Here is a 15,208-nt window from a genome sequence, read left to right on the forward strand (position 1 = left end):
CATCCGGGCTACAATAGCCGCCGTTCGCATCCAGCAACCGGAACCGGGATGGGCAAATCCCTCCAGGAACAGCTCGTGGAAAGCGGCCTCGCGAAGCCCAAGCAGGCCCGCAAGGCACGGCACGAGAAGACGCGCAAGGGCAAGGCGGCCAGGCGGCGCGGCGAACGCCCCGGCGAGGACCGCAAACTGGACCGTGAGCTCGACGCCGCGCAGGCCGCCAAGCGCGAGCGCGACCGCCAGCTCAACGAGAAACGCCAGGCCCAGCGCGCGGCCCGCGAGCGCGAGGCCGCCGTGGTCCAGATCATCGAGAGCAACCGGGTCGCGCGCGACACCGACTCCGGCGACACCGTGCCCTACAACTACACGGTGGAGAAACGCATCCGGCGCATGGACGTGAGTCCGGCCCAGCGCCGCGAGTTGGCCGCCGGCCGCCTGGGCATCGCCCGCTACCGCGGCGTCACCTCGCTGGTGCCGCGCGCCACCGCCGAACGGCTGCTGGAATATATCCCGGACCGCGTCTGGCTGGTCACGCCGGACGACAACGAGCCGGACCCGGACGATCCCTACGCGGACTACCAGGTGCCCGACGACCTGATGTGGTAACCGACGCCGCTCAGGTGGGCGTCCCCGGTTCAGGGTAATCCTTCAATACGTCCCGAACCGCCGCCAATAATTCGGGCGCATGTGTCACGGCGACGGCATAGACCTTTCGATGGTCCAAAGCCGCATAACCATGCGCCAGAATATTCCGGAAACCGATAATGGCGCGCGAGTGTGGAATGCGTTTTGCGACTTCCGGCGCCACCTTGTCGAGGTTGCGCATAGCCTCGCCGCAGATTTCCAGCACGCGCTCGACCGCAGCCCGCGTCTTATCATCCGCCAGCTATTGTTCCAGACTGTAGCCGGCGGTATATCGAACCGCGGCATCGGCGCAATATTCGATATCTTCCAGATAGACGCCCGGATCACGCTGCGTCATAGATAGGCGTCTTGCTCTGCTCGATGTAACGACGCAAACGTCGATTGCGGATCGTCTGCGGCTCCACCAGATCCACCGGCCGCCGGAACAGGTTCTCGAGCGCCTCCTTGAGTTCGAGGTAGTTCTCGAAGCTGCCCGCCGCTCCCGTTTCGAATTGCACAAGGATGTCGATATCGCTGCGCTGTCGATCGAAGTCTTCGCGCAATATGGATCCGAATGCTTCCAGACGACGCACCCCATGGCGTCGGCACAATTCGGCGATCGCTTGACGATTATTTTCGATCAGCGCATTCATGCCGATATTGTAGCTATCGATCAATAATCCCGCATAAACCCGACGTATTCGAAGATACGATATCGCGACCTCATAGGCGGGGTAAGATGACATCCTACTTAGTGGACCGATCCATGAATCACGACCACACGCCGCAGCCGCGCCCCCTGGTGGCCCCCTGCCGCCCCCTGAGTCCGACCGAGCCGCTGACCTGGCTCGCGCTGGGCTGGCGCGACCTGCGGGCCGCGCCCCTGCAGAGCCTGTTCTTCGGGGCGCTGGTGGTGCTGGCGAGCGTGGCCGTGAGCGCGGGCGCCTGGCTGACCGGCGGTTTCTGGGTACTCGTGGGGCTGCTGTCCGCCTTCGTGTTCGCCGGGCCGGTGCTGGCGATCGGCTTCTACACGGTGAGCCAGACCCTGGAGGAGGGACGCCCGGCTTCCATGGGCGAAAGCTGGCGGCGCATGCGCCGCTCGCTCGCGGGCACGGCCCTGTTCGCCAACCTGCTACTGGTGGTGGCCCTGCTCTGGGCGCGCGCCGCCACCATGGTGCACGTGTTCTTCCCGCAGACCAGCGAGGCCACGCTGCTGGATTTCGCCACCTATCTCGGGGTCGGCTCCGCGGTGGGGGCGTTCTTCTGCCTGGTGATCTTCGTGGTCAGCGCCTTCTCGCTGCCGATGCTGCACGACCGCGACGTGGACGCGGTCACGGCGGCCCTGTCCAGCATCAACGCCGTGCTGCGCAACAAGCCGGCCATGGTCGTCTGGGCCGCGATCATCGTGGCGACGGTGGCGATCGGGTTCGCCACGGCCTTGATCGGCCTGGCCGTGGCGCTGCCCCTGATCGCCTACGCCACCTGGCACGGCTACCGCCGCACCGTGGACGCCTCGGCCTGGCCGGGACGCGGCGACGCCGACCGGTAGCGGGCGGACCGGCGTCGCCGCGTCGTCCCGGACCCGTCAGGCGTCGCCGGGCCCGAGAACCCCGACGCCGCTGTCGATCAGATCGTTGAGACGCTTGCGCATGCGCGCCATCTCCAACTCTGCCGGGTTCGACATGATGGTCGGCTCGATCGCATCGGCCGGACAGGTGCTGTCGGGCGAGCCGCGGTAAAGCACATCCAGATCGCCCCAGCTACCGTAATAGGGCAAACCCTCGGGCGGCGTATCGGTCACCCATTCGGCCACGAATTCGGCGTAGGGCTTGGCCCGTGCCAGGCGGGCCTTGCGCTGCGCCTCGCGCGTCGCCTCGGTGGCCTCGCGATCGACGGCCGCCGTCTTCGGGTTCAGGACCACGCCGTAGATGTTCTCCGCGGTCCACAGCGAGATCAGCCCGTCCACGAAGTCCTTGGCGACATGCTCCGGGTCACGGTCCAGGACATCGCCATAACCGGCACCGGGACCCATCTGCGTGCAATACAGCTCGCCCCGGTTGACCGTCTCCGGCGGCATGCCCATGTGGGTGGCGATGTAGTCGCCGTCCTTGAAGGGCCGGTCGTTCATCAAGTCGACCGTGTCGTAGGACTTCAGGATCTCCGGATCCTTCTCCAGCTCCTTGAAGACATCGATGCCCTTGACCTTGCACATCGGCGTGCAGGCACTGCCGTAGCCGCCGAACACCCCGATCACGCTCGGGAACTTGCCCATGTTGGCGGTGGTGATGAAGGCCCACATCGGCGTGTCCTTGACGGTGGCGATGGTCTGGCACCCATGTCCGCCCCGGTACTTGCCGAAGCCCTGCACGTCCTTCTGCAGCCGTTGCCAGGTGATGCGCATCATCGGGATCTCTTCCTCGATGAGCTCCTGCTCGCCGTGATCGACGTAGTTCGCGAAGATCGGCGAGATGGCGTGCTCGCCGTCGCGGTTCCAGCGGGCGCTGCCGGCCATGCCGTTGATGTCCGAGGCGATATTGCCCACGAACTCACCGTGCTGGGTGACGCCCGCGTACAGCAGCGTATCGATCATGTGCCACCAGGGCGCGATGATCTCCGTGTGCCGCTCCCCGGCGCTGTACAAGAACTTGGGCAGGCCGTGCTGGATGCCGCCGAACGCCGGGAAGATGGACATCATCGACTGCGCGGTGGCGGCGTCGTCGCTGCAGTGCAGGAACGAGTCCTGGTCGGTGCGCACCTTGATCGGCGCGAACACCGCCTGGTTGCGCGGCAGGTCCGGCCACACGAAGGTCAGGAACTGCTGCGCCAGCATGCCCTTGAGCGAAGAGACGATCGTGTTGACGGACCGGTTGCGGAATTCCGGCGCGGAGCCGTGGAAGTTGATGATCAGCTCGTCGTCGCGCTTGGTCATCTCCACGTTGATCTTGCTCAGCACGACCTCGCGCAGGGTGGTGTCGCAGAAGATGGTGCTGCGGATCGTGCCCTCGGGCCAGGTCTGCAGCCGCCGGCGCGCCTCCGACTCGGTGTCGATCAGCGTCTGGCGGATGGTCGCCATCACGGCGTTGGCCCCGTAGGAGTCGACCAGCTCGTCGACACGCTCCTGGACCCGCATGCAGGCGAACAGGCGCGACTTGAGGCCGGCCAGCATCAGCTTGGGCTCGCGCGTGGAATGCTGCAGGAAGGTCACCAGGTCACGCTTGAGGGTGTAGTTCTCGCCCACGCGTATCGGTGACAGCCGCAGCCCCTCGTCGAACGGCGACTCCGCGCTCGGCGGGATGCCGCCCGGCTCGCAGGCGCCGCATTCGCCCTCGTGCACGACGCAGCCGGCGAAGCAGATCAATTCGTCGCCCGCGAAGATCGGCATGATCACGGAGAAATCGGCATTGTGGATATTGCCGTAGCGGGTGTCGTTATGGATGAAGATATCGCCGGGCTTGAGGCCCACGGTGGGCTCGTCCTTCCAGTACTTCACCATGAAGCGCACCGGCATCTGCGCCAGCACCGAGAACAGCAGCACGCCGCCCGCGCTCGCCACGGACAGGTCGCCGGCGCGCGAGAACAGGCCGACGATCATGTCGCCCCACTTCGCGCCCGGTGCCGCACCCATGTTCTCGACCAGTTCGAAGGCCTCGGTGCAACCGGTCTCCATGCGGGCGCGGATGATATTCATGGTCTCCGCGTCGGGCGCATCCTTGAGCGCTTCGCGTTCGGCATCGGTGATATCCGATACCTGGTGGTCGTGCATGAACTCCCGGTCCGGCCCGTAGAACAGCACGTTGTCCTTCAGGAACTTGTCGATGATCTCCTGATCGTCGGCGCTGATCCGGCCGCGATCGATCTGGTCTTCTGCTGTGCTCATTGGATCTCTCCTAAAGCGATGTCGCTTGTGCGGCGCGTTTTCAGTGCCGGGACTGGTTCTGGTCGGTTTCCCGCTCCATCACCGCGGCGCCCTGCAGGCCCACGATCAGATACCAGCCGGGCTCGACCACGAAGGTGGTGGTTTCGGACTCGATCAGCGCCGGTCCGTGGATGACGGTCCCGGGCTCGAGGCCGGCATGGTCGTAAACCGGCGTCTCCACGGGATCGGTCTGGCCCTCGAAGTAGCAATCGCGGTGGCTGGTCGCGGGCACATCGGTCCGGTCGCTCTTGCGGTACGGCTCGAGCGGCACGTGCTCGTGCTCGACATAGGCGATCACGCGCACCACCTGGATGCGGATGCCCGCCTCCGGGGCACGGCTGCCCTCGCCGAAGCGATGCTCGTAGCTCTCGGAGAACTGCTGCACCAGATCCATCAGGTCGCGCACGCCCTCGAACCGGCTCTTGGGCGAGGCCACCGCGGTCTGGGCGAGCTGGTTGCCGTAGCGCATGTCGACCTCGACCCGCAGACGGATGTCCTCGTCGGGCACGCCCTGACGGCGCAGGTCCTCGCGACCGGCGGCGCTCAGCTCCTCGATCGCGGCGTTGAGCTCGCTGGGATCGGACAGGACCTTCTTCGACACCGAGTCGTAGATCGTCAGGTAGACGGACTTCTCGTGGATGTGAAGCTGGTCCATGTTGCCGGCGCCCAACGCCGAAAACACCGAGGAGAACGGCGGGATGATGACGCGCTTGACCCCCAGCACGCGGCAGAAGCCACAGGCGTGCAGCGGACCGCCGCCGCCGTAGGACAGCACCGAGAAATCGCGCGGATCGTACCCCTTGACCGCCACCTCCTTGAAGATGGCGTCGGCCATGTTGGCGTCCACCTTGCGCCGGATCGCCTGGGCGGCCTCGATCAGGCCCAGCCCGGTGGGCTTGCAGATCCGGTCGACGATCGCCTTCTCGGCCCGGCGCTTGTTCAGCGGGATGGAACCGCCGGCGTAGTTATCCGGGTCCAGGTAGCCGAGAACCAGGTTGGCGTCGGTGGTGGTGGGCTCGCGGCCGCCGCGGTTATAGCAGGCGGGACCGGGATCGGAGCCGGCGCTCTCCGGGCCCACCTCGACCGCGTTCCACATCCGTTCGTAGCGCGCGATGGAGCCGCCACCGGCACCGAGCGTATGCAGGTAGACCATCGGCGTGGACACCAGGAAACGGTCGATGATCGGATTGAACTCGTAGAACTTCACCTTGTCGCCGGTGACCATGCCGATGTCGAAGCTGGTGCCGCCCATGTCGGTGGCCAGCAGGTTCGGCTCGTCGTACTGCTCGGACAGGCTCTCCGTGGCGGCCAAGCCCGCCACCGGGCCCGAATGGATGGTCTGCAGGGCGTGGGTGGAGTTGAGCTGCGCCATGCCGCCCGAGTTGTGGGTCACCAGCATGGGCCGGCGGTAGCCGTTGTCGCGCAGGGTCACTTCCAGGCCGGACAGGCCGTGATGCATCTTGCCGTGCAGGTAGGCGTCGAGGATCGCGGACATGATGCGGGCGTACTCGCCCTTTCGGCCCGCGACCTTGTGCGACAGGACCACCGGGATACCGCCCAGGAAGTGTCCCGGGTACTCCTCGGAGATGATGCGTTCGACGGCCTTCTCGTGCTCGGCGTTCAGGACCGAGTTGGTCAGTCCGACCACGAATGCCTGGGCGCCGCGGTCCACCAGTTGCAGGACCGCGCGGCGCACGTCTTCCTCCACCAGCTTCTGGACGACGTCGCCCTTCCAGTCCACGCGCTCGCGCACGCCGGCGATCATGGGCTTGTCGACCAGCGGCTCGGGGCGGTCGGCACCGGGGAGGTCGGCCTTGTACTGCTCGGGCATGCCGTCACCGTAGCCACGGCCGCGCATCACCGGCACCACGGACTCGAAGCCCGCGGTGCAGATCAGGCCGATGCGGGGCCCCTTGCGCTCGATCAGCGCATTGGTGCCCAGGGTCGTGGCGTAGCGCACCGCGTCGACGCCGCTGAGCACGCTCTCCATGTCCTGGCCGATGGCCTTGCAGGCGCGCTCCAGGGCATCCATGAACCCGGTCGACAGGTTGTTATGGGTGGTGAGGGCCTTGGCCTGCGTGTACTTCCCGCCGAAGGCGAGGAAGCAATCCGTGAAGGTGCCACCGATATCCACACTGACGCGATTCATTGTGCCTGCTCCTCCAGTTTGTCGGCGTGACGCTCTTTCATGGCGTCGACGTCGAGCTCGATGTCGTGCGTAAGCGGATGGCCGGGCGGCAGATACTCCACCTCCATCAGCGTGGCGCAGCTCGGGCAGTAGAACTCGATGAGCCGGCACCACTCGGGATCCGGCCCGAAATTGAATTCGTACCGTTTTTCGTCGATCAGCGGACGATGCACCTCGCGCGGGTCGCGCTCGGCCACCATCAGGCCTTCCTTGTAATTGTTGCGGGCGTGCCCGATGTCGTGATCGCAGCGGCGGCAGTGCCAGCGCTCGCTCTTCAGGTCGACCTCGAGATACTCGGTGATCGCCACGCGTCCCGGTCGGGCTTGGGTATCGCTCATTGCTTGGCCTCCAGAATCAGGTCGCGGTTGGGCGAGACGTGGAAGCCCCAGCCCTCGTTCACGAGACAGGTGAGATAGCCGCCGCGGATCAGCGCGGGGCCGTCGGCGCCGTCGCCGGGCTGCATCGAGCCCGCGTCGTAGACGGGGATCTCGCGCGTGCCGCCGAGCGCCAGCTCGGTCGAGCCGCTCGGCTCGGCATCGCGCTCGCGCCCGGGATCCTCGCCGCTGAAGTCGAACTTGGGCAGCGGGTAGGTGGCGGTCAGCAGCAGGCGCTGCCCCTTCTTCGGGCCGGCGCCGTTGAGCGGGGTGGCATCGGCGTAGCCCTCGCGGTCGAACCAGACGGAGAACTCGTAGGTCGCCGCGTCCGGATCGACGCCCTCGCCGAACATGTCGCGCCGCGCCCGCAGCAACAGGCTGGCGCGGGCGGCTTCCATGCCCATGTCCTCGACATCCTCGGCCTCCAGGAAGTACTGCTGACCCAGATCCGAGAAACCGATGCCGTAGGCGCTGAACACCGGTGACAGATGCGGCACGATCAACCGCCGCACGCCGGCCTTGGCGGCCACGCCGGAGGCGTTCATCGGGCCGGCGCCGCCGAACGCCAGCAGCAGCGCGTCGGCCGGCTTCAGGCCACGCTCCTCGAGCATGGCGCGGGCCTTGTCGGCGACCTTGCTCTCGTAGGCGTCGACGCAGGCCACCAGTGCCTCGTCCAGGGACACGCCCAGCGGCTCGGCGATGTTCTTCTCGACCGCCTGGCGCGCGCGATCGGTGTCCAGGCTGAGCGTGCCGCCCAGGAAGTTCTCCCGGTCGACCACGCCCGCCAGCAACAACACGTCGGTGATGGTCGCCTCGGTGCCGCCGCGGGCGAAGCAGGCCGGGCCGGGGGCGGCGCCGACGCTCTCGGGGCCGACCGTCACCTGGCCGTCGGCCACGCGCAGCACCGAACTGCCGCCGGCGCCGATGCTGTCGACCTCGCCCATCTCGAACGAGAACGGCAGGCCGCCGGCCTTGCCGTAGGACAGCGACGAGGCCTTGCCCTCGACCACCGCCGCGAAGTCCGTGGTGGTGCCCCCGATGTCGAACGACACCACCGCCGGCGCGCCGTAGTGGTCGGCGTACTGCGCCGCGCCCACCAGACCGCCGGCCGGGCCGGAGCTGTAGGTCTTGATCGCCGTGGTCTTGGCAACGCGCGCCGAGGCGCCGTCGTTGCGGAAGATCAGCAGCGGATTCTCCATGTGGTGGCGGCGGGCCACCTCCTCGGCGCCGTACAGGAAGCCTTCCATCACCGGATGCAGGAAGGCATTCAGTACCGCCGTGGACAGGCGCCGCGCATGGTTGCGGTCGGTGGAGAGCTCGTACGAGAACAGCACCGGCACCGCGCCCAGCAGATGGCGCGGGAAGCGATCGAAGATGATCGACTTCACCCGGCGCTCGTCCTCCGCCGTGGGCATGCAGATCACGATCCGGCTCACGCCCTGGGTCAGGAGGCCGTTCACCGCCTCGGTGACCGCGGCCTGCTCCGCCTCGCTGCCGTCCAGGGTCAGGCCGACCGGCTCGGTCGGCACCATCACCTGCCACAGGCGGCTGTCGCGGAACGCGTCGCCGTGCCCGTAGAGATTCGTCTGCTCCCCGTCGGCCAGGATCACGCCGATGGGCATGCCCTTGCCCTCGACCACGGCGTTGGTGCCCGCCGTCGTCGAGTAGCGCAGGTGGTCCGTCTCGCGGACCAGGCGCCCGATGTCGTCCTCGCCGTAATACGCCTCCGCGGCGCGGGTGAGCGCGTCCACGAAGCACACCGTCAGGTCGTGCGGCGTGGTCGCCGCCTTCGCGTTCACGATGCGTTCGCCGTCGCTGACGCACACATCGGTAAAGGTTCCGCCGTTATCGACGTTGATGAGCAACCCCATCGAACTATCTCCGTTCATGCACCGCCGCCGCGTCACGCGGCGGTCCCGGTCGTTGTCGTAATCGTCCCGGGGCGGCACGCGGCCTGCCCCGTTTGAACCGATGCTAGGGGCGGCGGCTACGGGGCCACACCCCACGTAGGGGTAATAACGGGTGGAAGTTCGGGTGGTGGTGGCGGTAGGGCGGAGGTGGCGCCGAATCCGGAGGGCTCAGGGCCTTCAGGGGGGCGGGCGGAAACAAGACGGGGAGCCGGCCCTTCGGACCGGCAACCGGGCGCGGAGCACCATCGCCGGCTTGGCGCTTGCCAATCGCCCGGCGGGCGCGGACCGGTCCCCCGGCGGCCTGAAACCGGCCGTCGCCCGAAGCATGCGTCGCGCGGAACCTGTCCGGGGGAGTTGCAGCCGGGTGCGACAGACCGGGCGGGCGCCGGGGACGGATACCGTGGCGGACCCCGCGGCCGACAGGCGCCGGGCGGTTCACCCGCGAGCGGCGCCATGCGCCGCCGGCTAGTTGCCGGCGCAGCTCTCGGAGCCCGGATACCGGTCGTTGTCGGCCACCACCACGTTGTTGATCCAGTTCCGGATCAGGGCGTGTCCCTCGGCATGCACCACACTGCGAGAGATGGGGGGCATTTTCGCCGCCGGGGTATCGGCCTCCGGCCCGATGCGATATTCCACGATCGAGCTAGACGCATCGCCCGGATGGACGTCCACCTCGCGGCCGCCGCTGCCCTCGGCGCCCGCGGCCGTCGGCCCCTTGCAGATGCCGTAACTGGTGTCGATCCGGCGGAAAGTGTCCAGGAAATAACCGGTATTGGAGGCGAACCCGTCGGGATTGTGGCAATGGTGGCAGTTGACCTCGAAGTAGGCCCGCGCGCGCGCCTCGATATCCTCGTCGGAACCGGCCTGGAAGCCCGAGTCGCCGGGCTCGTCGAAGCGCGGCAAACGCTCCAGGTTGGTGGCGATCTGGGTATTCGGGTCGATACCCAAGTCGTCCGGACAACCGGCGAGGAAGCCGTGGTCGCACAAGTAGGCGATCTGGTTGTTGCCGGCGATCGGATGACGGCCCTGGTCGGTGACCACCGTCGATTCCGACTGGTAGGGGCGGTTGAGGTTGCGCACCTTGGGTCCGATCGGCGCCGAGCCGCCTTCCAGGTCGCGGTTGGCGTGGCAGGAGATGCACTGGTTGGCGTTGGGCACGCTATAGCTGTCGGTCGAACCGGATTGCGGCTTGCCGTAGCTGTCGGTGAAGTCCCAGGAGGTCGCCACCGTGGCACCGGCCAGCTTCAGGTTGGCCACGGGTTCGCCGGATTCGTCGGTCTCCCAGAGGTAGGGCAGGCCGCGCCAGCGGGCGGTGCCGTTGTTGCCCTCGCGCTTGATCAGCAAGCGTGTCTCGATGTGCGCCTCCTCGCCGTCCTCCACGAAGGAGAAAGTCTTGGCGATGATGGTCCCGGTCGGGAAAACGATGGTGCCCGTGGGGCTGTCAGCGCCCGGCGCCATGTAGGTGGCGCGCTCGCCGGGGGGCAGGAACGCCACCCGGTACTTCACCGCGTAGTCCGAGAACAACTTGGTATTGAGCACGAACGGGAAGCTCTTGCCGTTGGGCTCGCTGGTGGGATCGTCCGGATCGGCGAACAGGTTGTATTGCGCCAGATTCGGGCAGTCCACCCGCCCCGCGTCGAAATTGACCTCGCCCTGCGCCACGTCGGCGTTGCACAGCGCCGCGATCTCCTCCGGCGTGGGCGGTGGCTCGATATCGACGCTGGGCTCGAACGGCGGGATCTCGACCGGCTCGATGCGACCGAGGTTCTTGCCATAGGCCTCGTCGCACTCGTGGGCGCTCATGTCGAAGTCGGCCGGGAAGTTCTGGATTTCCGCGAGTTGCTCGGGCGTGGGCGCGTTTCCCGTCGCCAGCGCGATCGCGGCGTTGACCCCTTCGGTGCCGTGGAAATTCGCGAACTTGATGCTGTCGTCGCTGAAGCTGTTGTTGGCATCGATGCAGCTGGCGAAGAACAGGGGCTTCTTGCGCGGGTCGCCGTCCCGGTCAGTGTGGAACTTGTAGGCGTTGTAGTGGCAGCCCGGGTCCGGGTGTTCGTTGGTATACCGCGGCTTGCCCTCGAAGTTCTCCTCCTCGGGCACCGGCTCGCCTTTGCTGTCCTCGGGGTAGGGGCAGTCGGGATCGTATTCGTCGAGCAGGCCGTCCCAGACGATATGGGCGCCCCGGAAGCCGGTATTCACCTCGGGGTGCTCGGTATTGGGCGCCAGGCATGCCCCGAGGTTCTGTGGCAGCACGCAGCCGGCCTGGGTCTTCAAGCCCACGAGCGCGGGGAGCAACGCCGTGATGTCCTGGCTTAGCAGGTCATTGGTGGTGGCCACCGGCAGGCTGTTGCCGTTGTTGCGGAATTCGTTGTCGAAGATCCGCATGCCCTCGGTGTAGAAATCGATCTTGTTGTCGCTCGGCCGGCCGGCACCCTCCGGAAAGAGTTCATAGCTGACATGGATGATGCCGGCGGTATTGTTGTCCTCGAAGACGTTGTTGTAGACGTCGATACGGTCGTAGGCGAGCGTGATCATGCCGCTGCCCGGCGGCACGTTGGAGACGAACCCGCCCTCGGTGAAGTTGTAGGTGTTGTTCATGCGCGACACGTTGTCGTGCATGAGCGTGCGCTCGCCGTACTGGGTCAGGTTGTCCAGGTCGTAGATCAGGAAGCCGCCCGTGTTGCACTCCGCCAGGTTGTTTGAGTACTCACCGTGGCGCACGTTCTCGATCTCGAAGCCGAAGACATTGTAGGCGGCGCGGCTGTCGCGGATGATCGCGGTCGAGGTCTGTCCCACGTAGATTCCGGCATCCGAGGCACCGATGGATTCGGATTCCTCCACCAGAATGTTCTGCGATTTCACCGGATAGATGCCGTAGCGCCCCGCCTGGTCGCTGACGGTGTAGTCCGGCGAGGTCGTGTCCGCGCCGGGCAGGTTGTTCTCCAGCGCGCCCGGATCCTGGGTCGCGGGATCGGTACAGGCCACGTCGAGGCGACCGTCCTGGTAGTTATCGGCGGTAATGGGATCGGCGGACGCGCGGCCGCCGCCGGACGACCAGAACGCACGCACGCCCCGCAGGGTGCCGTGATCGACGTTGCGCAGCTCGAAGGCGTTGCCGTCCGTGTCCGCCACCGTCAGGCCCTCGATGGTGATGCCGCGCGCATCGTCCACCAGCAAGCCTTCGGGATTGTTGTTGTTGCGGAAGGACAGCACCGTCCGGTCCATCCCGCAGCCCTTGATGGTCACGGCCTCGGTATTCGTCAGCAGCAGGGTCGAGTCGATCTGGAAGAAACCGCAGCCGAATTCGATCGTATCGCCGGGCCGCGCGTCTATGAAGCGCGTCAGGGCGTCCTCGGTGGCGTCCGGGCCGGGCTCGATCTGAAACGTCCGCCCGGCCGGCACTTCACCGGAGCTGCCGTCGTCGCCGGCATTATCGGACGAGGAACCGCCACCGCTCGAACCGCCGCAGGCGGACAGTGCCGCGCTACCGGCAAGCGCCAACGCAAAGAACCAGACCCGCTTATCCATGATGAAGATGCCCCCTTAACTCCCGCCGCCGTCTTTGTCTGATACTGCTGCGTGCGACGGTGTGTACCGGGCGTCTCGGCCCGGCCGCATGTGTCAAATTTTTGACAGCAGCCTGCCATGGCGCCTAAGACCGCTCAACCCAGGGGTATAAATTTACTTATGGGCGCGCGAGAGGAGGTCGGCGGGTAAAGTAAGGATTCATCAAGGCCGGGCGCCGGAGAATGCCGCGGGCGCAACCGCCCTCCCCGCGGCATTGGCTCTCAACCGCGCGGCGCAGGCGGCACGCCGCCAGGGATCGTCTCCGTGCGCGTGCAGGCCGGCGCGGTCGACGGCGCTCCCGGCACCGGCGAGCGATACCGTTCACCCCCCGTGATGCACGTAGATCGGCGACGACCAGGCGCGCTCCCGGGCCGGGGCGGTGCAATCGTCGTCCGCATCCGTACGAGGATCGCCGTAGCAGACATCGACCGCCACGCACCGTCCCGAGTCGTCATACTCGCAGCGTAGGCCGTCCGCATTGATCGTCGGCGTGGGCGCCTGCAGCGCACGCACGTAGTAGAGGGTCTCGCGGCCGCCCGCCGTGAACCCGGGATCGCTGAACGTGAAGGCGCAGCCGCCGCCGTCGGCGGGACAGTCGTGCACACGCCAGGGATCGTCGATCAGCTCCGCCACCGGCTCGCCGGCGGCGATCTGCGGCCGGATGCGGACGACCTCGATCCGCTCGATCGGCCGGCGCCGGTCCGACGGGTGGTAACACTCGCCGCCCGAGAGCTTCGCCAGGCGCTCGGCCCCGATGGTCCGCACCACGTCCTCGGGGCAGCCCGGCTTCTGCTCGAAGGCACCCACCGCCCGCACGCGGAAGCGCGGCGCGTCGGTCATGGTCGCTTCGCCGCCCATGGGCCGCGGACCGCCGGGGGCGTTGCGCAGATCGAACCACAGCAGCATGCGGTCGCCCGAGGTGGCATACACCTCGCGTCGCCGGATGGCCTCCCAGATCGCCTCACGATCGCGGCCGGCGCTGTGCACCGCCATCAGACCGCCGCTATAGAAAAAGGAGGCCTGGCGCTCGGACTCGTTGACCTGGAGAAAACTGTACCGGCTGGCACCGAGCTCGTGGGGCTGCGACCACCGCTGGTCGGGATCGGGCTTGGCGGCGTCCACGAACTGATCCTGGGCGATCCCGCTCCGGGCACCGTAGGTATCCGTGACGACGGCCCGGTCGCGTTCCTTGAAACCGTTGCCGGGACGGGCGTTGTGGTTGTCACTGGAGCCGATGAAACCGAAGCGATAGCCGAACGGATCGCCGTCCTCGTCGGTTGCCTCGAAATTGCGTTTCGCCAGGATGTACTGCACGGACCCGCCGGGCCGGTGGTTGAGCGGCGGCAGGTAGCAGTCCCGGCACTGCCCGGCGTCGAGCCAGTCGTCGGGGGTCACGCCGGGCACCGTCAGGTGCCCCGCGCGGCCCGCGGCCAGGTAATTCTGTTCGGCCTCGTGCACGCGCCGCTCGCAGTCGTCGGACGCGGGATCGTCGCAGCGCGAGCGGATGATCTCGCCGGCGCGATGGCAGGACGGCAGATAGTCGGCGGTCGGCTCGGGGCAGACCGGATTGCCCTGGCCGTCGAATTCGACCGCCCGCCACTCCCGATATTCCTCGGCATTGCCGTGCCCGGAGAAGACCTCGATCAGTCGTTGGCTCTCGGGGTCGTGCTGTGCCGGAGTGACCTGCTTGGCCCAGTCGTAGCCGGGCGGCGTGTAGAACCCCCAGGTGGTGCCGTGCGGCACCACCATCGCGGGGAAACCCCAGTCGGCCAGCTTGTCGAACAAGTCCGCCGGCGTCGCGGCGACCTCCAGGCAGTCCGCCGGCAGTTCGCGCACCGGCCGGCCCTGTTCGCACACCGGCCACGACCGCAGATCGGCCTGCTTGTGCTGCAGATCGACCTGCCGCTGGCGGTTGTCGAAGTCCACGAGATAGGGGCCGATGTATTTCTGGAACGCGTTGAGGGGATCGTTGCGCATCGCCCGGAAGGCGACGCCGTCGGCGGCGATCGGCCGCGCCGGCACCCGGTCTTCCCCGGTATGCAGCAAAAACACGTTGCGGTGGCCGTAATGGCTCGCGCGCGTGTTGCCCATCTGGGTCCATTCCCAGCCCAGGAAGGTCACCAGGTCCGGGTTGGCCGGATCGCCCGCCGCGGCGTTGCAGGCACGCACGGTGTCCTTGATCATCCGCCAGTGGCGCGGCGTCAGGCTCTCGGCATGGTCGGTCAGGGCCCAGAAATCGAGGCCCGCGACGTAGCGGGCGTAATCGCAGGCATCGGCCGGCGGATGCGTGCCTTCCCCGCCGAGCATGGGCAGGCTCCAGGCGAATGCGTCCATGGAGAAGGTGGTATGCGCGTGCACGTCCCCGAACAGGATCTGCTTGGTCGCCGGGGCGCCGGCGGCCCGTTGTCGTGCCGCGCGCGCCGCGACCGTCTCCGTCGAGCGCGCGGCGTCGGTGACCGTGCCCGCCTGCTGCGGCGTGCCCCGGCGGTCGAGCGCGATGACAAGCGCCAGACCGGCACAGGCCAGACCCAGCAGAACCACCCCCAATGACACTTTTCGCATGGCGCTCTCCCCCGCGCCGCCCGGGTCGGCGGCTTGTATGCACTGTACACAATGTTTAAAAGAAGGCGATAAG

At 67.2% G+C, this 15,208-nt stretch carries 10 protein-coding genes; 2 read left to right on the top strand and 8 right to left on the bottom strand.

The window, feature by feature from the left end; translation table 11 throughout:
• Window positions 1-48: 48 nt before the first annotated feature.
• Entirely contained in the window at window positions 49-603 is a 555-nt protein-coding gene (locus tag PC39_RS07750; RefSeq protein WP_353252807.1) for a DUF2058 domain-containing protein, read from the top strand.
• Between the two features lie 10 nt (window positions 604-613).
• Here the strand turns inward: PC39_RS07750 and PC39_RS07755 are convergent, their stop codons facing one another.
• Complete coding sequence (locus PC39_RS07755; RefSeq protein WP_353252874.1) at window positions 614-883, bottom strand: HepT-like ribonuclease domain-containing protein; 270 nt, start codon at window positions 881-883, stop codon at window positions 614-616.
• An 82-nt stretch (window positions 884-965) separates the two neighbouring features.
• Window positions 966-1,274, bottom strand: coding sequence for a nucleotidyltransferase family protein (locus PC39_RS07760; protein ID WP_353252808.1), 309 nt, complete (start codon window positions 1,272-1,274; stop codon window positions 966-968).
• Between the two features lie 113 nt (window positions 1,275-1,387).
• Here PC39_RS07760 and PC39_RS07765 point away from each other — a divergent pair, with 113 nt between their 5' ends.
• Entirely contained in the window at window positions 1,388-2,170 is a 783-nt protein-coding gene (locus tag PC39_RS07765; RefSeq protein WP_353252809.1) for a DUF2189 domain-containing protein, read from the top strand.
• Window positions 2,171-2,206: 36 nt separating this feature from the next.
• Here PC39_RS07765 and PC39_RS07770 read toward each other — a convergent pair whose 3' ends face one another.
• The 6 genes from PC39_RS07770 to PC39_RS07795 all read right to left on the bottom strand — a co-directional run bounded on the left by PC39_RS07770 (window position 2,207) and on the right by PC39_RS07795 (window position 15,135).
• Window positions 2,207-4,498 carry a hydantoinase B/oxoprolinase family protein gene (locus PC39_RS07770; protein ID WP_353252810.1) on the bottom strand — a complete coding sequence of 764 codons (2,292 nt, stop codon included), beginning with the start codon at window positions 4,496-4,498 and terminating at the stop codon, window positions 2,207-2,209.
• Window positions 4,499-4,538: 40 nt separating this feature from the next.
• Window positions 4,539-6,686 (bottom strand): hydantoinase/oxoprolinase family protein, encoded by a 2,148-nt coding sequence (locus PC39_RS07775; RefSeq protein WP_353252811.1) that lies wholly within the window; start codon window positions 6,684-6,686, stop codon window positions 4,539-4,541.
• Entirely contained in the window at window positions 6,683-7,063 is a 381-nt protein-coding gene (locus PC39_RS07780; protein WP_353252812.1) for an acetone carboxylase subunit gamma, read from the bottom strand. Before PC39_RS07780 ends, PC39_RS07775 begins: the two co-directional genes overlap by 4 nt.
• Entirely contained in the window at window positions 7,060-8,970 is a 1,911-nt protein-coding gene (locus tag PC39_RS07785; RefSeq protein ID WP_353252813.1) for a hydantoinase/oxoprolinase family protein, read from the bottom strand. Before PC39_RS07785 ends, PC39_RS07780 begins: the two co-directional genes overlap by 4 nt.
• A 504-nt stretch (window positions 8,971-9,474) precedes the next feature.
• Window positions 9,475-12,534: a parallel beta-helix domain-containing protein gene (locus PC39_RS07790; RefSeq protein WP_353252814.1), complete on the bottom strand. Its 3,060-nt coding sequence runs from the start codon at window positions 12,532-12,534 to the stop codon at window positions 9,475-9,477.
• Window positions 12,535-12,894: 360 nt separating this feature from the next.
• Window positions 12,895-15,135, bottom strand: coding sequence for a DUF3604 domain-containing protein (locus tag PC39_RS07795; RefSeq protein ID WP_353252815.1), 2,241 nt, complete (start codon window positions 15,133-15,135; stop codon window positions 12,895-12,897).
• Between the last annotated feature and the right edge of the window lie 73 nt (window positions 15,136-15,208).

Source organism: Salinisphaera sp. PC39 (genome assembly GCF_040361335.1).
In the GTDB taxonomy this organism is placed as follows: domain Bacteria; phylum Pseudomonadota; class Gammaproteobacteria; order Nevskiales; family Salinisphaeraceae; genus APNM01.